Annotated in this window: 17 protein-coding genes and 4 pseudogenes; 20 read left to right on the top strand and 1 reads right to left on the bottom strand. The window is 71.2% G+C overall.

Translation table 11 applies throughout. The features are described from left to right. Positions 1-45 precede the first annotated feature (45 nt). From ACFYWX_RS34115 to ACFYWX_RS34155, 9 genes and pseudogenes are all read left to right on the top strand, one after another. Positions 46-1,380 (top strand): L-fuconate dehydratase, encoded by a 1,335-nt coding sequence (locus ACFYWX_RS34115; RefSeq protein ID WP_389428694.1) that lies wholly within the window; start codon positions 46-48, stop codon positions 1,378-1,380. Further along, positions 1,373-1,929: pseudogene (locus tag ACFYWX_RS34120) on the top strand (amidohydrolase family protein). Before ACFYWX_RS34115 ends, ACFYWX_RS34120 begins: the two are co-directional and overlap by 8 nt. Further along, positions 1,920-2,357, top strand: coding sequence for an RbsD/FucU domain-containing protein (locus ACFYWX_RS34125; RefSeq protein WP_389428695.1), 438 nt, complete (start codon positions 1,920-1,922; stop codon positions 2,355-2,357). The pseudogene ACFYWX_RS34120 and the gene ACFYWX_RS34125 overlap by 10 nt, the downstream one beginning before the upstream one ends. Further along, positions 2,354-3,397, top strand: coding sequence for a zinc-binding dehydrogenase (locus ACFYWX_RS34130; protein WP_389428696.1), 1,044 nt, complete (start codon positions 2,354-2,356; stop codon positions 3,395-3,397). The genes ACFYWX_RS34125 and ACFYWX_RS34130 overlap by 4 nt, the downstream gene beginning before the upstream one ends. Further along, complete coding sequence (locus ACFYWX_RS34135) at positions 3,394-4,155, top strand: SDR family oxidoreductase (RefSeq protein ID WP_389428697.1); 762 nt, start codon at positions 3,394-3,396, stop codon at positions 4,153-4,155. The genes ACFYWX_RS34130 and ACFYWX_RS34135 overlap by 4 nt, the downstream gene beginning before the upstream one ends. After that, entirely contained in the window at positions 4,152-4,784 is a 633-nt protein-coding gene (locus ACFYWX_RS34140; RefSeq protein ID WP_389428698.1) for a bifunctional 4-hydroxy-2-oxoglutarate aldolase/2-dehydro-3-deoxy-phosphogluconate aldolase, read from the top strand. Before ACFYWX_RS34135 ends, ACFYWX_RS34140 begins: the two co-directional genes overlap by 4 nt. Then, positions 4,781-5,818 carry a sugar kinase gene (locus ACFYWX_RS34145; RefSeq protein ID WP_389428699.1) on the top strand — a complete coding sequence of 346 codons (1,038 nt, stop codon included), beginning with the start codon at positions 4,781-4,783 and terminating at the stop codon, positions 5,816-5,818. Before ACFYWX_RS34140 ends, ACFYWX_RS34145 begins: the two co-directional genes overlap by 4 nt. A 35-nt stretch (positions 5,819-5,853) precedes the next feature. Next, entirely contained in the window at positions 5,854-6,867 is a 1,014-nt protein-coding gene (locus tag ACFYWX_RS34150) for an aldo/keto reductase (protein ID WP_389428700.1), read from the top strand. Next, entirely contained in the window at positions 6,858-7,580 is a 723-nt protein-coding gene (locus ACFYWX_RS34155; RefSeq protein ID WP_389428701.1) for a FadR/GntR family transcriptional regulator, read from the top strand. The genes ACFYWX_RS34150 and ACFYWX_RS34155 overlap by 10 nt, the downstream gene beginning before the upstream one ends. 35 nt (positions 7,581-7,615) lie before the next feature. On the opposite strand, the pseudogene ACFYWX_RS34160 reads toward ACFYWX_RS34155, so the two are convergent. Beyond that, a pseudogene (locus ACFYWX_RS34160) lies at positions 7,616-8,374 on the bottom strand (DUF6805 domain-containing protein); the annotation flags it as partial. Here ACFYWX_RS34160 and ACFYWX_RS34165 point away from each other — a divergent pair. The 11 genes and pseudogenes from ACFYWX_RS34165 to ACFYWX_RS34215 form a co-directional block, all read left to right on the top strand. Next, a complete protein-coding gene (locus ACFYWX_RS34165) occupies positions 8,283-10,715 on the top strand; it encodes a SpoIIE family protein phosphatase (RefSeq protein ID WP_389428702.1) in 2,433 nt (810 codons plus the stop codon). The pseudogene ACFYWX_RS34160 and the gene ACFYWX_RS34165 sit on opposite strands and share 92 nt — an antisense overlap. 32 nt (positions 10,716-10,747) lie before the next feature. Further along, positions 10,748-10,984 carry an RICIN domain-containing protein gene (locus ACFYWX_RS34170; RefSeq protein WP_389428718.1) on the top strand — a complete coding sequence of 79 codons (237 nt, stop codon included), beginning with the start codon at positions 10,748-10,750 and terminating at the stop codon, positions 10,982-10,984. Positions 10,985-11,110: 126 nt separating this feature from the next. Continuing rightward, positions 11,111-11,275: pseudogene (locus tag ACFYWX_RS34175) on the top strand (bifunctional 3-phenylpropionate/cinnamic acid dioxygenase ferredoxin subunit); the annotation flags it as partial. Positions 11,276-11,289: 14 nt separating this feature from the next. Next, on the top strand, positions 11,290-11,715 hold the full coding sequence (locus ACFYWX_RS34180) for a hypothetical protein (protein WP_389428703.1): 426 nt from the start codon (positions 11,290-11,292) through the stop codon (positions 11,713-11,715). Further along, positions 11,712-11,966, top strand: a complete 255-nt coding sequence (locus ACFYWX_RS34185; protein WP_389428704.1) for a hypothetical protein — start codon at positions 11,712-11,714, stop codon at positions 11,964-11,966. Before ACFYWX_RS34180 ends, ACFYWX_RS34185 begins: the two co-directional genes overlap by 4 nt. Positions 11,967-12,043: 77 nt before the next feature. Beyond that, positions 12,044-12,627 (top strand): annotated as a pseudogene (locus tag ACFYWX_RS34190) (dihydropteroate synthase). A 129-nt stretch (positions 12,628-12,756) separates the two neighbouring features. Next, positions 12,757-13,842 carry an S-(hydroxymethyl)mycothiol dehydrogenase gene (locus ACFYWX_RS34195; protein ID WP_389428705.1) on the top strand — a complete coding sequence of 362 codons (1,086 nt, stop codon included), beginning with the start codon at positions 12,757-12,759 and terminating at the stop codon, positions 13,840-13,842. After that, positions 13,842-14,474 carry an MBL fold metallo-hydrolase gene (locus tag ACFYWX_RS34200; protein WP_389428706.1) on the top strand — a complete coding sequence of 211 codons (633 nt, stop codon included), beginning with the start codon at positions 13,842-13,844 and terminating at the stop codon, positions 14,472-14,474. The genes ACFYWX_RS34195 and ACFYWX_RS34200 overlap by 1 nt, the downstream gene beginning before the upstream one ends. 248 nt (positions 14,475-14,722) lie before the next feature. Beyond that, entirely contained in the window at positions 14,723-15,085 is a 363-nt protein-coding gene (locus ACFYWX_RS34205; protein ID WP_389428707.1) for a bifunctional 3-phenylpropionate/cinnamic acid dioxygenase ferredoxin subunit, read from the top strand. Continuing rightward, positions 15,082-16,284 carry an NAD(P)/FAD-dependent oxidoreductase gene (locus tag ACFYWX_RS34210; RefSeq protein WP_389428708.1) on the top strand — a complete coding sequence of 401 codons (1,203 nt, stop codon included), beginning with the start codon at positions 15,082-15,084 and terminating at the stop codon, positions 16,282-16,284. The genes ACFYWX_RS34205 and ACFYWX_RS34210 overlap by 4 nt, the downstream gene beginning before the upstream one ends. 130 nt (positions 16,285-16,414) lie before the next feature. After that, the coding region (locus tag ACFYWX_RS34215; protein ID WP_389428709.1) for an aromatic ring-hydroxylating dioxygenase subunit alpha at positions 16,415-17,052 on the top strand (638 nt) is incomplete at its 3' end.

Genomic DNA, 17,052 nt, shown 5'->3' on the forward strand with positions numbered 1-17,052 from the left:
GTCGCACAGGGCCGTATCGCCCCCGCCCTCCCAGGAGTTGCCGTCATGTCATCCGCCCCGTCCGCTTCCCCGGCTTCTGCCCGCATCACCGCCCTGGACGTGCTGGACGTGCGTTTCCCGACGTCCGAACACCTGGACGGGTCGGACGCGATGAACCCCGAACCCGACTACTCCGCCGCCTACGTCGTCCTGCGCACCGACGCCGGCGACGGACTCGAGGGCCACGCCCTGGCCTTCACCACCGGCCGCGGCAACGACGTGCAGGCCGCCGCCATCGCGGCCCTCGCCCCGCACGTGGTGGGCCTCTCGGTCGACGAAGTCTGCGCCGACCTCGGGGCGTTCTCCCGCACCCTTGTCCACGACCCCCAACTGCGCTGGCTCGGCCCGGAGAAGGGCGCCATCCACATGGCCACAGGTGCCGTCGTCAACGCCGCCTGGGACCTGGCGGCCAAGCGCGAGAACAAGCCCGTGTGGCGTTTCCTCGGCGAGATGTCACCGGAGGACCTGGTCGCCCAGATCGACTTCCGCTGGCTCAGCGACGCCCTCACCCCCGAGCAGGCCCTGGAGATCCTCAAGCGCGCCGAGCCCGGCCGCGAACAGCGCATCGGCCACCTGCTCGAACAGGGCTACCCCGCCTACACCACCACCCCCGGCTGGCTCGGCTACTCCGACGAGAAGCTGTCCCGCCTGGCCCGCGAGGCCGTCGCGGACGGCTTCACCCAGATCAAGCTGAAGGTCGGCGCGTCCCTGGAGGACGACGTACGGCGCATGCGCACCGCCCGCGAGACGGTCGGCGACGGCATACGCATCGCGGTGGACGCCAACCAGAGATGGGACGTCCAGGCCGCGATCGACTGGATGAGCGCCCTGGCCCCCTACCAGCCGTACTGGATCGAGGAGCCCACCTCACCCGACGACATCCTCGGCCACGCCGCCGTGCGCAAGGCCGTCAGCCCCATCAAGGTCGCCACCGGCGAGCACATCGCCAACCGGGTCGTCTTCAAGCAGCTCCTGCAGGCCGGCGCGGTGGACATCGTGCAGATCGACTCCGCGCGGGTCGGCGGCGTCAACGAGAACATCGCGATCCTGCTGCTCGCCGCGAAGTTCGGCGTACCGGTCTGCCCGCACGCGGGTGGCGTCGGGCTGTGCGAGATGGTGCAGCACCTGTCGATGTTCGACTACGTCGCCGTCTCCGGCACCACCGAGGACCGGGTCATCGAGTACGTCGACCACCTGCACGAGCACTTCGTCGACCCGGTGCGCATCGTCGACGGCCACTACCTCGCGCCGACCATGCCAGGCCTGAGCGCCCAGATGCACCCGGACTCCCTCAAGGAGTACGCCTACCCGGACGGCCCCGTCTGGACCGCTCGTGTCTGACGTCCAACCCCTCGTCGACGCCCACCACCATGTATGGGACCTGGACGTCCGGCCGCAGCCCTGGCTGGACGAGCCCGGGCACGAGCGGATCCGCCGCAGCTTCAGCTCACACGACCTGCGACCGGCCGCGACCCGGCCGGTCGCCGGACGGCGACTGACGAGCACGGTGGTCGTCCAGTGCGTCGCGTCCGTGCCCGATACACGCGACCTGCTCGCCCTGGCCGACAGCGACCCGCTGATCGGCGCCGTCGTCGGCTGGACGGACCTGACCTCCCCCGCGATCGGCGACGTACTCGAACCTGCGGACCGGGCACGCGCGCCCGTACCTGCGGGCTGTACGGCACGTCGTCCAGGGCGAGTCCGACCCGCACTGGCTCCACATAGCCGGTCTGCGTCCTCGCCGGCGGCTGGAACCGCTGGGCCGCCACGGTCGAGGAACTCCTGGACGGCTGCTCCGGCACCGAGATCCACGCGGTGCTCGCCGGCACCGCGACCGCCTTCTACCGCCTGACCCCCGCCCCCACGAAGGAGGGGACACCGTGCTCCTGACGGAACTGCTGCACCCCGGCATCCTCGAATCCCTGGCCGGAGCCGGCCACGGCGCCCGCGTGCTGCTCGCCGACGGCCACTACCCCGCGAGCACCGCCACCGGCGAGCGCGCCAGAACCGTCCACCTCAACCTGGCCCCCGGCCTGCTGGACGTCACCACCGTCCTCGACGTTCTGCTGCGCGCGCTGCCCGTCGAGTCGGCCCACGTGATGGTGCCGCCCGAGGGCGAACCAGAACCGCCCGCCATCGCCGAGTACCGCTCGATGCTGGCGCCCGTCCCGGTCGACACGCTCGGCCGCTTCGAGTTCTACGACGCCGCCCGCTCGCCCGACCTGGCGCTGGCGATCGTCACCGCCGACACCCGTACCTACGCCAACCTGCTGCTGACCATCGGCGTCCGCGCTGAAGGGACCCTGATCACACGATGACTCTCGCTGTCCGTTACACGTCCGCCCGCACGCTGGACACGGCTCCCGCGCAGACACGCTCCCCGGGGCCCGGCGAGGTGGAGCTGGCCCCCGCCTTTGTCGGTATCTGCGGCACCGATCTGCACATCTTCCACGGCGACATGGACGCCCGGGTCCAGGCGCCCGCCGTCCTGGGGCATGAGATGTCCGGCCGCGTCGTGCGGGTCGGACCGGGCGTCGAGGGCTGGCAGCCGGGTGATGCGGTGACCGTGATGCCGCTGCGCTGGGACGACACCTGCCCGGCCTGTCTCGCCGGCCATCAACACATCTGCCAGCACCTGGACTTCATCGGCATCGACTCCCCGGGGGCGATGCAGCAGCGCTGGACCGTGCCTGCCTCGACGCTGATCAGGCTGCCCGACTCGATCCCCCTGGACCGGGCCGCGCTCGTCGAGCCGACGGCGGTCGCCGTGCACGACGTGGGACGGGCCGCCGTGCGTGAGGGCGAGAAGGTCGTGGTGGTCGGCGGCGGGCCGGTCGGCATCCTCATTGCCCTGGTCGCGCGGGCCGCGGGCGCCGACGTCCGGGTGGTGGAGCTGAGCGCCCACCGGCGGCTGCTCGCCGAGGAGTTGGGGCTGACGGCCTGGAACCCGGGCGACGACGTCCTGCCGGAGCTCGTGCAGCAGTGGACCGGGGAGGCGGGGGCGGATGTCGCCTTCGAGGTGTCCGGCGCGGCCGGCGGCGTGGACACGGCGGTGGACGTGCTGGGCGTGCGCGGCCGGCTGTGCCTGGTCGCCATCCATCCGCGTCCCCGCGAGGTGAACCTGCACCGATTCTTCTGGCGCGAACTCACCCTCATCGGCGCCCGGTTGTACGACCGCTCCGACTTCGAGAAGGCGGTCGCCCTGGTCGACGACGGCACGATCCCGGCCGAACGACTGATCAGCAAGGTCGTGCCGCTCACGCAGGCGCCCGCCGCCTTCGAGGCCCTGGAGGGCGGCGGCGACGTGATGAAGATCCTCGTGGACTGCACCGACGACACTCCGGGAGCCGCTGTATGACGTCCTTCGACCTCACCGGGAAGCTCGCCGTCGTCACGGGAGCGCGGCGCGGCATCGGCCGGGCCATGGCCCGCGCACTCGCCGAGGCCGGCGCGGACGTCATCGGCGTCAGCGCCACGCTGGAGGAGTCCGGCAGCGCGGTGGAGAAGGACGTTCTCGCCGCGGGCCGTACGTTCGAGGCGATCCGCACCGACTTCGCCGACCCCGAGGCCGTACGGGCACTCGGCGCGGATCTCGCGGGGCGCGAGCGGCGGGTGGACATCCTGGTCAACAACGCGGGCACGATCCGCCGCGCCCCGGCCGCCGAACACGGCGACGCCGACTGGGAGTTGGTGCTCCAGGTCAACCTCAACGCGCAGTTCGCGCTGACCCGGGCGGTCGGCGGGGCGATGGTGGCCCGCGGCCAGGGGAAGATCGTTTTCACGGCTTCGCTGCTCAGTTTCCAGGGCGGCATCACGGTCCCCGGCTACACCGCCGCCAAGCACGGCATCGCCGGCCTCACCAAGGCCCTGGCCAACGAGTGGGCCCCGCACGGCGTCAACGTCAACGCCATCGCCCCCGGCTACATCGCCACCGACAACACCCAGGCACTGCGGGACGATCCGGCGCGCAGCAGGGCGATCCTGGACCGCATCCCGGCCGGACGCTGGGGCAACGCCGACGACCTGGCGGGCGCCACGGTCTTCCTCGCCTCCGACGCCGCCGCGTACGTCCACGGCGTCGTGCTGCCCGTCGACGGCGGATGGCTCGGCCGATGAGCGGCACCGACCTGGCCTCCGTACTGGCCGGGGCCCGCGTGATGCCGGTACTGGCGGTGCGGCGCGTCTCGACCGCCGGCCCGCCGGCCGACGCGCTCGCGGCCGGTGGTGCACGGTGCGCCGAGGTCACCTTCCGCACACCGGAGGCCGAGCAGGTGCTCAAGGAGATGGCCGCCCACGGGGGCCTGGCCGTCGGCGCCGGCACGGCGCTCACGCCCGAGCAGGTGGAGCGGGCCGTGGCGGCCGGGGCCCGCTTCGTGGTCTCGCCCGGCTTCGACGAGGAGGTCGTCGAGAAGTGCCGCGAGCTGGGGGTGCCAGTGGTGCCCGGCATCGCCACCGCCACCGAGCTGATGCGCGCCCTGAGGGCGGGCCTTGACACCGTGAAGCTCTTCCCCGCCGAGCCGCTCGGCGGCATCCCGACGCTTCGAGCGCTCGCGGCTCCCTTCCCGCAGATGCGCTTCATGCCGACCGGCGGGATCGGCGCCGACCAGCTGTCCGGCTATCTGGCCGAGCCCGCGGTCCTCGCCGTCGGCGGCAGCTGGATGGCCACCGCCGCCCACCTGGAGCAGGGCGACTACGAGGACATCCGCCGACTGACCGCCGAGGCCGTGGAGAGGAGCACGACGTGATCGACGTGGTGGCCCTCGGCGAGGTCATGCTGCGCTTCGACCCGGGCGAGGAACGGATCCGTACCGCCCGTACCTTCCAGGTCTGGGAGGGCGGCGGCGAGTACAACGTCGTACGCGGACTGCGGCGCTGCTTCGGCCTGCGGACAGCCGTCGTGACCGCTCTCGCCGACAACGCGGTGGGCCGGCTCGTCGAGGACCTGATCCTCCAGGGCGGAGTCGACACCTCACTGATCCGCTGGGTGCCCGACGACGGCATCGGCCGCACCGCCCGCAACGGCCTCAACTTCGTCGAACGCGGCTACGGCATCCGCGGCGCGCTCGGCGTCAGCGACCGCGCGCACACGGCCGTCTCGCAGCTGCCCAAGGGTGACGTGGACTGGGACGCGGTGTTCGGGGGCGGGGTGCGCTGGTTCCACACCGGCGGCATCTTCGCCGGCCTGTCGGACACCACCGTGGACGTCGCGGACGAGGCCATGGCGGCGGCCCGCCGTCACGGCGTCACCGTGTCCTACGACCCCAACTACCGCCCCAGCCTCTGGGCCGGCCGGGGCGGCGCCGATCGGGCCCGCGAGGTCGACCTGCGGCTCGCCCAGCACGCCGACGTCGTGGTGGGCGCCCTGGGCCTGACCGGCCCGCGCCCGGGTGAGGGGCCTATCCGCCCCGACGAGGTGCCCGGCGCGCTCGCGGAGGTGGCGGACCTCGTCCCCACGGCCAGGGTGCTGGCAACGACCCTGCGCGACGTACCCTCGGCCGGCGTCAACGACTGGTCCTCAGCCGCCTGGTCCGCCGAAACCGGCCTCGTCACCGGCCCCCGCATGCCCGGCCTGCACGTCTTGGACCGCATCGGCTCCGGCGACGGATTCGCCGCCGGCCTGATCCACGGACTGCTCAGCGACGCCGGCCTGGAGCGCGCCCTGGCCTACGGCACCGCCCACGGCGCGCTCACCATGACCACGCCCGGAGACGTCTCCATGGCCTCGCTCGCCGAGGTCGAGGCGCTCATCGCGGGCGGGTCGGCCCACGTCAGACGCTGACCGGCGCCCCACCACCCGTATCCCAGGAGCACGTCTTGCACCACCGGAAGATCCAGAACACGTCCGTCTCCCTCACGGAGCTCGGCTTCGGGGCGTCCGTGATCGGCAACCTCTACCGCGTCACCCCGGTCGACGACGCGACAGCCTCCGTCGACGCGGCCTGGGAGGCCGGCCTACGGTATTTCGACACCGCACCGCACTACGGCCTCGGCCTCTCCGAGCGTCGCCTGGGCGCCGCCCTGCGAGGCCGCCCGCGTGACGAGTACGTCATCTCCTCCAAGGTGGGCAGGCTGCTGGTGCCCAACGAGGACCCACGCGGCGTCGACAGCGAGGGCTTCGTCGTGCGCGACGACCTGCGCCGGCAGTGGGACTTCAGCCGGGACGGCGTGCTCCGCTCCATCGAGGGCACGCTGGAGCGCACCGGCCTGGACCGCCTCGACATCGTCTACCTGCACGATCCGGACAACCACTGGCGGCAGGGGGCCGAAGAGGCCATGCCCACCCTCGCCGAACTGCGCGACCAGGGCGTGATCGGCGCGATCGGCGCCGGAATGAACCAGTCGGCGATGCTCGCCCGTTTCCTGCGCGAGACGGCCGCCGACGTGGTGATGCTGGCCGGGCGCTACACACTTCTGGACCAGTCGGCGTTGGACGACGTCCTGCCCGCCGCGCGGGAACTCGGCAAGAGTGTGGTGGCGGTGGGCGTGTTCAACTCGGGGCTGCTCTCCCGCGACCGGCCCGCCCAGGGCATGAAGTACGACTACCAGGACGCCTCACCGGCTCTGGTGGCCCGCGCCCAGGCGATCGCCGAGGTCTGCGAGGCGCACGGGACCACCCTGCCCGCCGCTGCGATCGCCTTCCCGTATACGCACCCCAGTATCATCAACGTCACCCTCGGCATGCGGACTCCGGAACAGGTCGGACGAAACGTGGAACTCCATGATCAGCGCGTTTCCGACGGCCTCTGGGACGATCTGCGGGCGCAGGGGCTGATCAGGTCGGACGTGCTCGCGGAGCACGGCGGGGGGAGGGATATGCGGTGTCTCTGACGGACAAGGCCATTGAACAGATCCGTGAGCTGATCCGGACCGGTGCGCTGCCTCCGGGCTCGAAGCTTCCACCGGAGCCTGACCTGGCCGCGCAGCTGGGTCTCTCCCGCAACCTCGCCCGCGAAGCCGTCAAGGCGCTGGCCGTCGCGCGGATTCTGGAGGTGCGGAGGGGCGACGGCACGTATGTGACCAGCCTGCAGCCGAGCCTGCTCCTGGAGGGTCTCGGTGGTGCGGTGGAGCTGTTGCAGGGCGACTCGGTCGCGCTGCAGGACCTCATGGAGGTAAGGCGGCTCCTCGAACCGATGGCCACGGCACTTGCCGCCACGCGGATTTCTGATGAACAGCTGGCCGAGGTGAAGCGGCACCTGGACGCCATGCGTGAGGCCCGCGACGACGTCGAACGGCTCAACGCCCACGACGCCGCCTTCCACCGCGCCGTCGTCTCGGCCACGGGCAACGAGACCCTCCTCACCCTCCTGGAAGGGATCTCCGGCCGCACCCTGCGCGCCCGCATCTGGCGCGGTCTGGTGGACGACAGGGCAGCCGGCCGCACCCTGGCCGAGCACGAGGCGATCTTCAACGCCCTGTCCACCCGAGACGCCACCCTCAGCCACGCCGCGGCACTGCTGCACGTGAGCAACACCGAGCAGTGGCTGAGGGAGCACCTGCGCTCGGGCGAACCCCTCCCCTTCGGGACGACAGCGGGGAAGTGACGGGCGGGCGTCGCCTGCCCATGCACTTCGCGCAGCCGGACGGTGGTCGCCGGGGCGACCGCCTCGAACCGAACCTCGACCGGCCCGGCAGGACGGTCCGCGTCGAACAGGAGCACCTGGGTTTCCTCGCCCTCGGGATCCGGCGAGGGCATGAGCGTGCACAGCATCTGCCCGTCGATCAGCGCGCGGGTCGGTCCGGCACTCCTGCCTGAGAGGTGGATCACCTGGAGGCCGGTGGCGGTGCCGTCCGGGTCTGTCAGGCGGTAGGACCAGCATCCGGTGGCGGCCCGCCATGTCACCCCGTCGGTGAGGCCCGACCATGTGTCGTGCCCCTCGAACCGGTGGTCGCTTTCGGGCTGTTGCTCGCCGGCGGCAACCGCGTCAACGGTTCGGCTGTGCAGGGCGAGTGCCGATTCGTCGGCCGCGCGCAGCTCCGCCCGCCGCTCGTGGAGCCGTTCCGGTTCGGCCAAGGGGACAATGTCCGCAGGGGCGTGGAGCGGCATCGGCTCGTGCAACCGGTGCTGCTCCCTCGAAGGTCCACACGGCGAGCGCTGCGACGGAGGAACGGCCCACCGTGACCGCACGCCCCGGAACGCGGCCGGTTGAGGGGGGTGTGCGGTAGCGGGATGCTGGAGGGAGCGCCCGTGATGGGCGACGCAGTGCTGCGCTGTGTGGCTGCAGGAACGAGGTCGGGGTACCGCTATGGACAACACACCCGACACCACCACAGCAGCGAGGGGCGCGGGACCACCCGAGGACTTCGCCGTCGTCATCGACGCCCGCGGAGCCGTCATGACGTGGAGCGCCGGAGCGGGGCGACTGCTCGGGTACGAGTCCGAGGAGGTGATCGGCCGGCCGGCCGCCTACCTGCTCGCCGCGAAGCTGCCCATCGCGATGCGGCGCCACCTGGCCGCCCGGGAGCCGTGGACGAGCGATGTGGCGCTGCGGAAACGGGACGGAGACCGCGCCAAGCTGCAGCTCCGGGGCACGCCGCTGGCGGACGCGGGCGGCGGGACCCACTGGGTCGTCACCCGGGCGGCGATGACATACCCCGCCGCGCCGACCGATGCGGGGACGGCGGAGCTGTGGGACCGCACGCTCGCGCAGCTCCCGTTGCCCGTGGCCGTATACGACCATGAGGCACGGTTCGTGGCCTGCAACCAGGCGATGAGCCGTGCCATGGGGTTCACGCAGGAGGAGATGAGAGGCCTGACGTTGCGGGAGATCCATCCCGAACCCCCGCTGGACGAGATCGACCGCCTCCAGCAGCAGGTGGTGCGCACCGGTGAGATGGTCTTCCGCGAGGAGCAGCCCTTTCGGGCGTCCGGGGAGGTCCGCGAACACGCGTGGTCGGTCTATCTGTCACCTCTGAAGGACCGGGCGGGCGCAGTGCTGGGGCTGTCGGCGGTGGTGATCGACATCACCGAGCAGTACTGGGCCCGCCGCCGCCTGGCGGTACTCAACGAGGCCAGCACGCGCATCGGCAGTTCCCTGGACGTGACCCGGACAACCGAGGAACTGGCCGAGGCGGCGGTGGCCGGCTTCGCCGACTTCGTCACCGTCGACCTGCTGGAGTCGGTCGTCCAGGGGCACGAGCCGCAACCGATACCGCCCGACGCACCGGTGCAGTGCCGCCGTATCGCGCACCGGTCGGTGCTCTCGGGATGCCCGGAATCCGTGGTGCGGACGGGCGACGTCGACGTCTACCCTCCCGGCTCCCCGCCGGCACAGGCGCTGATCACCGGCCAGGGCGCCTACTACCGTGCGGGCGACCCGCAGCTGCGCCAGTGGTCGACGGCCTCCCCGGCCCGTGCCGAGAGCACGAGACGGTTCAGGACCCATTCGGTGATGATGGTGCCTCTGCGCGCCCGGGGCGTCACCCTGGGCGTGATGCACCTGCTGCGGCACCGTACGGCGGACCTCTTCGGCGAGGACGATCTGGTGCTCGCCGAGGAGATCGCAGCCAGGGCCGCGGTGAGTATCGACAATGCCCGCCGCTACACCCGCGAACGCCGGACCGCGCTCACTCTCCAGCGCAGTCTGCTGCCCGAGCGGCTGCCACGAGCGCAGGCGGTGGACCTTGCCTACCGATACCTTCCCGCCGGGTCGGGGGACGAGATCGGCGGAGACTGGTTCGACGTCATCGCGCTGTCCGGGGGACGGGTCGCGCTGGTGGTGGGCGACGTCGTGGGCCACGGCGTGCACGCCTCGGCCACGATGGGCCGCCTGCGCACCGCGGTACGGACCCTCGCCGACGCCGACTTCGCGCCCGACGAGCTGCTCACCCGGCTGGACGACCTGGTCATCCGCCTCGACCGGGAGGAAGGCCCGGACACCCGAGACCAGACCGAGGGAGCCTCGGGAGAGGTCGGGGCCACCTGCCTCTACGCCGTCTACGACCCCGTGGCCGGCCGATGCGACATGGCCCGGGCCGGGCACACCCCGCCCGTCCTGGTCACCCCCGACGGCACCGTACAAGTCCTGGACCTACCCGCCGGGCCGCCGCTCGGCCTGGGCGGACTGCCCTTCGAGGCAGCCCGGATCGAGGTGGGCGAGGGCAGCCTGCTCGCCCTTTACACCGACGGCCTGATCGAGGCCCCCGGCCGGGACATCGACGTCGGACTGGAGCTGCTGACCGAAGCGCTGCGCCGCCCGGCCGCCGGCCTGGAGGAAACCTGCGACGAGGTCATGCGCAAGGTACGGCCCGATCCGCCCGCCGACGACATCGTCCTGCTGCTGGCACGCACCTCCGGTCTCGGCGCAAACCAGGTCCGCACGTGGCAACTGCCCGTGGACCCCGCGACCGTCGCCGGGGCCCGACGGATGGCGAGCGAACAGCTGGCCGCCTGGGGGCTGGCCGAGCTGGAGTTCCCCACCGAGCTGATCGTCAGCGAGCTGGTCACCAACGCCATCCGGTACGGCAACGCCCCCATCGAGCTGCGGCTCATCCGCGCCGACGTGCTGATCTGCGAAGTCTCCGACGGCAGCAGCACCGCCCCGCACCTGCGGCGGGCCCGTGTCTTCGACGAGGGCGGACGCGGACTGCTGCTCGTCGCCCAGGTCGCCGCGCGCTGGGGCAGCCGCCACACCACCGCCGGCAAGACGATCTGGGCCGAACAACCTCTGCCTCACTGAGCGTCCCGGCGACTCACACCGCGACGATCTGTCTGCGTCCGGCGCAGCCTCCGGAGTCCAGGCAGCCGAAAGAGAGGTACGCCACGGGGACCGCGCCGTCACGTGGCACGACCCCCGCCCGGCGTCGAGGCGGCTACTACCGCCTGGTGGCCCGGCACAGCGGCAAGTGCCTCGACGTCGCGGACGCCTCGACGGCCAACGGTGCCCGCCTCATCCAGTGGCCCTGCGGTACCGGCGCCAACCAGCAGATGCAGCGGCCCGCGGTGTGAGACGGGCGGCAACGCCGGCCAACGATTCCAACAGCAGCCCGCCCCGGCCCCACCCGGGGCGCGCCTCCCACAGCGGCCAGGCAGCCGCACACGGTGAAGGAGAGCTCGCCGCGGGCAACTCCCTGCAAGTTCAGCCTGCGGACCGGAACGGTCGACGCTCCGCCGGCCAAGCGTCCCGTCCGCACGCACGGGGTGTACATCGAGGACGGCATGATCTATGTCCAGCTGTCCACGGCGGCTCCCAACCTGCCGCCGTGCATCGCGGCCCGGCTCGCCGGGGGTCTCGCGTGAGGACAGTGGCCGTGGTGGGTGCCTCGCAGGCCGGTCTGTCGGTGGCGCGCTCGTTGCGGAAGCAGGGGTGCGACGGGCGGCTGGTCGCCATCGGTGAGAAGCCCCATCGCCCCTGTGACAGAACGCCGTTGTCGAGGGAGCTCCTCACCGGCACGATGGACGAGTCCGAGCTCACCCTGGAGGCGGACGGCGAGGATCTCGGCGTCGAGTGGATCCTCGACATGACAGCCGGGCTGACCGGTGTGCACTCCCTGTATGCCGATCGCGGCGTTCGCCTGCTGTGCGGCACCGGCGTGCGAGGGGTGACCAGGAAGCCGAGGGAACCGCTGGACACTCCCTCGGCGACAGCTCGGGACGGCGGCCGGGAGAGGGTGAGCGCGGTCTCCTGCTCGACGTCGGCCGCAGCATTCCGGCCGACGTCGTCGTGGGGATCGGAGTGATTCCCCGCACCGACTGGCACAGGGGGTCCGGTGTCGCGACGGTCGACGGCGTGCGGATCCAGTTCGCGGGGCACACCGCGCAGGCCGACAGCGTGACGATTGAGGACGGCGTCCTGGCAGACCGCGGCATCCTCGCGGTCTGCCGCCGTGCAGGGCACCTCGTCGCCGTACTGGGCCAGGACCGGACCAGGCTCTTCACGCGCCGGCGTCGGCAGCTCTCCACCACCGTGGCCCGGGTCGGGTCCGCATGACCACCGTGACCCGGCCGGGCCAGGGGGTTCCCGCGCTCTACCCGCGAAGCCTTCCCCGGCCCGCCCGCACCCTGGTCATGGGCGTGGTGAACGTTCTTGCCGCCCACGCCATCGAGGCCGGCGCACGGCTGGTCAACGATGTCTCGGGCGGCCTCGCCGACCCCAAGATGCTGCCGTTGATGGCGCAGGCCAGGACGCCGTACGTGATCATGCACTGGCGTGGGCACTCCGTCGACATGCAGGCGAAGGCCCTGTACGACGACGTCGTCACCGACGTCGTCGACGAGTTGCGGCTGAGGATCGAGGCGGCTCTGCGGGCCGGGTGTCGCCGGACTGCCTCATCCTCGATCCGGGGCTGGGGTTCGCCAAGGAACCCGACCACACCTGGCAGTTGCTGGGCCGTCTCCGGGAGGTCGTGGCGCTCGGCCATCCGGTGCTCGTGGGTGCGGCTCGAAAGTCGTTTCTGGGGCAGCTGCTGGCCGACCCGGCGACGGGCCGGCCCCGTCCGGCCTCTCTGCGGGACGCGGCCACGTCCGCGGTGTCCGTCCTCGCCGCCGTGCAGGGCGCCTGGTGCGTTCGCGTGCACGACGTCGCCTCGACGGCCGACGCGGTGCGGGTGACCGCCCGCTGGAGTCTCGAGACCACAGCCCCGGCCGCGTAGTCGCTCCGGATTCGAGCGGGAACATCCTTGACCACCGCTCGCCCCTACACGATGCTTCGTTGCGGTACGCGAGATACGTACCGCAATGAGAAACATTCGACTGGGTCTCGTACCAGCTGAGGAGTAGCCATGGCTCACCAGGTCCGTGCTGTCGTCGCGCGAAAGAAGGGTGCTCCCGTCAGCCTGGAGACGATCACCGTCCCTGACCCGGGTCCGGGTGAGGCGCTGGTGAAGGTCGAGGCGTGCGGGGTCTGCCACACCGATCTGCACTACCGCGAGGGCGGCATCAACGACGACTTCCCGTTCCTGCTGGGGCACGAGGCCGCGGGTGTCGTGGAGGCGGTCGGCGACGGTGTCATCGACGTCGCCCCGGGCGACTTCGTCATCCTCAACTGGCGTGCCGTCTGCGGGCAGTGCCGGGCCTGTCAGCGGGGGCGGTCGCAGTACTGCTTCAACACCCACAACGCGCGGCAGAAGATGACCCTGACCGACGGCACCGAGCTGTCACCGGCCCTGGGCATCGGTGCGTTCGCGGAGAAGACGCTGGTGGCGGCGGGGCAGTGCACCAAGGTCGACCGGGCGGCGTCGGCGGCCGCCGCCGGCCTGCTGGGATGCGGAGTGATGGCGGGCATCGGCGCGGCCATCAACACCGGCAACGTCGGGCGCGGTGACACCGTGGCGGTCATCGGCTGTGGCGGGGTGGGAAACGCGGCGATCGCCGGCGCACGGCTCGCCGGAGCCGCCAAGATCATCGCTGTCGACATCGACGAGCGGAAACTCGACACCGCGGCGCGGATCGGGGCGACCCACACGGTCAACTCCAAGAAGGGTGATCCCGTGGCGGCCGTACGCGAGCTGACCGGCGGCTTCGGTGCCGATGTGGTGATCGAGGCGGTCGGCCGTCCGGAAACGTACAAGCAGGCGTTCTACGCACGCGACCTGGCCGGCACCGTCGTCCTCGTCGGCGTGCCGACGCCGGAGATGAAGCTCGAACTCCCGCTGCTGGACGTCTTCGGGCGGGGTGGCTCGCTGAAGTCCTCCTGGTACGGCGACTGCCTGCCCTCCCGCGACTTCCCGATGCTCATCGACCTGTATCTGCAGGGCCGGCTCGACCTGAACGCGTTCGTGACGGAGACCATCGCCCTCGACGAGGTCGAGAAGGCTTTCGAGCGGATGCACGACGGCGACGTCCTGCGTTCGGTGGTGGTCTTCTGATGGCGCAAGTCCGCATCGAACACCTCGTCACCTCGGGCACGTTCTCCCTGGACGGCGGCACCTGGGACGTCGACAACAACGTGTGGATCGTCGGTGACGACACCGAGGCCGTCGTCATCGACGCCGCGCACGACGCCGAGGCGATCGCCGCGGCGCTCGGCGGACGCACCCTGAGGGCCATCGTGTGCACCCACGCCCACAACGACCACATCGACGCCGCGCCCGAACTCGCCACGCGCACCGGAGCTCCGGTCCTGCTCCATCCGGACGACCTTCCACTGTGGAAGCAGACCCACCCCGAGCGGGCACCCGACGCCGAACTGACCGACGGGCAGACCATCGCGGTGGCAGGGGTCGAGCTGACGGTGCTGCACACGCCCGGGCACGCCCCCGGGGCGGTCTGTCTGTACGTGCCGGCCCTGAAGGCGCTCTTCAGCGGTGACACGCTCTTCGCGGGCGGGCCGGGGGCCACCGGGAGGTCGTACAGCGACTTCGGCACCATCGTCGACTCGATCCGGGACCGGCTCCTGGCTCTGCCGGACGAGACGGCCGTACACACCGGCCACGGTGACACCACCACCGTTGCCGCCGAGGCCCCGCATCTCCAGGAATGGTTCGACCGCGGGTTCTGACCGTCGCGCGAACTCTCCTCGTGCCGACGGGCCCACGGCCGACACCCCTCTTGATCAGGTCGAAGGCGCTGATCGTCGCCGTGGGCCCGTCGGCACGTTGTGTTGCTTGTCACGCATAGAGTTTCGCCATGAGCAACGCAAATTTGAGAGGTGACCCGCCCTCTGGATGTCTTGACAGGGGTTCGGGGCCGCCCTCAAACTGGCGTTGCGTTAACCGCAATCCGTTTCGTTATACGCACCGAGGTGTCATGATGATTCCCGCGTGCCGACTCGCGGATCTCCCGCGAGGTGAGGCCTTCCGGCTCGACATCGACCCGCCGGTTTCGGTGTTCCACACCGACGACGGCGAGCTCTTCGCCATTGACGACACATGCACCCACCAGGACGCCTCGCTCGCCGACGGCTGGCTGGAGGGCTGCGAGGTCGAATGCCCCCTGCACGCCTCCAAGTTCAACCTGAAGACCGGCGCCGTCGACGCCCCGCCGGCCAAGCGCCCGGTCCGCACGCACGAGGTCCTCGTCGAGGACGGCGTGATCTACGTCCGTCTGTCCACGGCCGCCCCCAACCTGCCGCCCTGTGTCGCAGCCCGGCTCGCCGGATCTCTCACGTGAGGACGGTGGCCGTGGTGGGCGCCTCGCTGGCCGGTCTGTCGGCCATGCGCTCGCTGCGGAAGCAGGGGTACGACGGACGACTGGTCGTCATCGGCGACGAAGCGCATCGCCCGTACGACAGGCCGCCCCTGTCCAAGGAGTTCCTGGCCGGCACCATAGGTGAAGCCGATCTCGCGCTGGAGCCGGACGACGAGGATCTGCGGGCGGAGTGGGTGCTCGGAGTTCGTGCCACCGGACTCGACAGCGCCCACCGCGCCGTGCGGCTCGCCGACGGGCGGGAGGTCCGGGCCGACGGCGTCGTCATCGCGACGGGCGCGTCCGCGCGGACGCTGCCGGGCACGGACGGTCTGGCCGGTGTACACACCCTGCGCACGCTGGACGACGCCCTCGCCCTGCGGGACGAACTGGCCCTGGGCGGCAGGCTGGTCGTGATCGGCGGCGGTTTCATCGGCGCCGAGGTCGCCTCCACCGCCTACGCTCTCGGACTCGACGTGACCGTCGTCGAGGCGGCGCCGACGCCGCTGGCCGGACCGCTCGGGGAGACCATGGGCGGCCTCGTCTCCGCCCTCCACGCGGACCACGGTGTACGGCTGTTGTGCGGAGTGGGCGTCAAGGGGCTGAGCGTCGACGAGCGCAGCGAGATGAGGGTCCCCCCGGCCGAAGGCGGGGGGAGGGTCGATGCCGTCCTGCTCGAGGACGGCCGCAGTATCCCCGCCGATATCGTCGTCGTCGGTGTGGGCGCGCGCCCATGCGTCGACTGGCTGGAGGGATCCGGTGTCGCGCTCGACAACGGCGTCATCTGCGGTGCGGACGGCCGCACCAGCCTGGCGGGCGTGGTCGCGGTCGGCGACTGTGCCAACTGGTACGACCCTCGCGTGGGCGCCCACCGCCGCGTCGAACACTGGACCGGTGCGCGGGAGCGTCCCGACGCGGCCACCGCCACGTTGCTGGCGGGGGGCGCGGTGGAACCGGGCGTGCCCCGGCCGCCGTATTTCTGGTCGGACCAGTACGGCGTGAAGATCCAGTTCGTCGGTCACGCGGCAGGTGCCGACAGCGTGACGATCGAGGAAGGTGCCCTGGACGACCGCAACGTCCTGGCCGTCTACCGGCGTGCCGGGCAGCCGGTCGCCGTGCTCGGGATGAACCAACCACGGCTGTTCATGCGGTGGCGCAAGCAGCTTGCGGCCGCACTGTCCTGACGGTACCCCTCCTGCATCTCATGTCGCTATCGCGTACAGCGCGCAGCGTTTCTCCATGTGAAGTGACGTCCGGTGTCGCTCTTCCCGGCGTGTGAATGACCGATCCTTGACGTTTCCCGAGGAGTGCACTGTGACCTCGACCAGCCTGCCCGACAGCCTGATCGCCACTCTCCCCGGCTCCTCCTACACGGATCCCGGGGTCTTCGCCCAGGAGCAGGAGCGCATCTTCGAAGCCATGTGGTTCTGTGCCGCGCGCGCCTCCGACCTGGCCGGGCCCGGTGCCTTCCGGACGGTCGAGGTGGGGCGCGAGAGCATCCTGATCACACGCTCACGGGACAACTCGATACGAGCCTTCTTCAACGTCTGTCGGCATCGCGGAGCCAAGCTGTGCACGGAGGAGTCCGGCGAGGTGAAACGTGCCTTCCAGTGCCCTTATCACGCCTGGACCTACGACCTGACGGGGAAGCTCGTCGCGGCGCCGAACCTGACGAAGATGCCCGACGTCGGCCGCACGGAGTTCGGTCTGGCGGGCGTGGCCGTGCGCGAGTGGCTCGGCTACGTGTGGGTGTGCCTGGCCGAGAACCCGCCCTCGTTCGAGGAGTCGGTGATCGAGGACGTGGTGGCGCGCCTGGGGGACGTGGAGTCCATCGACCGGTACGACATCGAGAGTCTGGAGGTCGGCCGGCGGATCGTTTATGACGTGAAGGCGAACTGGAAGCTGATCGTCGAGAACTTCATGGAGTGCTACCACTGCGCGACGATCCACCC

The sequence above is a fragment of the Streptomyces sp. NPDC002888 genome, assembly GCF_042888465.1.
Taxonomy (GTDB): Bacteria; Actinomycetota; Actinomycetes; order Streptomycetales; family Streptomycetaceae; genus Streptomyces.

Coding starts and splice junctions, on each gene's coding strand:
- ACFYWX_RS34115 (WP_389428694.1), top strand. CDS start 46: ATGTCATCCGCCCCGTCCGCTTCCCCGGCTTCTGCCCGCATCACCGCC.
- ACFYWX_RS34130 (WP_389428696.1), top strand. CDS start 2,354: ATGACTCTCGCTGTCCGTTACACGTCCGCCCGCACGCTGGACACGGCT.
- ACFYWX_RS34135 (WP_389428697.1), top strand. CDS start 3,394: ATGACGTCCTTCGACCTCACCGGGAAGCTCGCCGTCGTCACGGGAGCG.
- ACFYWX_RS34140 (WP_389428698.1), top strand. CDS start 4,152: ATGAGCGGCACCGACCTGGCCTCCGTACTGGCCGGGGCCCGCGTGATG.
- ACFYWX_RS34165 (WP_389428702.1), top strand. CDS start 8,283: ATGGACAACACACCCGACACCACCACAGCAGCGAGGGGCGCGGGACCA.
- ACFYWX_RS34195 (WP_389428705.1), top strand. CDS start 12,757: ATGGCTCACCAGGTCCGTGCTGTCGTCGCGCGAAAGAAGGGTGCTCCC.
- ACFYWX_RS34200 (WP_389428706.1), top strand. CDS start 13,842: ATGGCGCAAGTCCGCATCGAACACCTCGTCACCTCGGGCACGTTCTCC.
- ACFYWX_RS34205 (WP_389428707.1), top strand. CDS start 14,723: ATGATGATTCCCGCGTGCCGACTCGCGGATCTCCCGCGAGGTGAGGCC.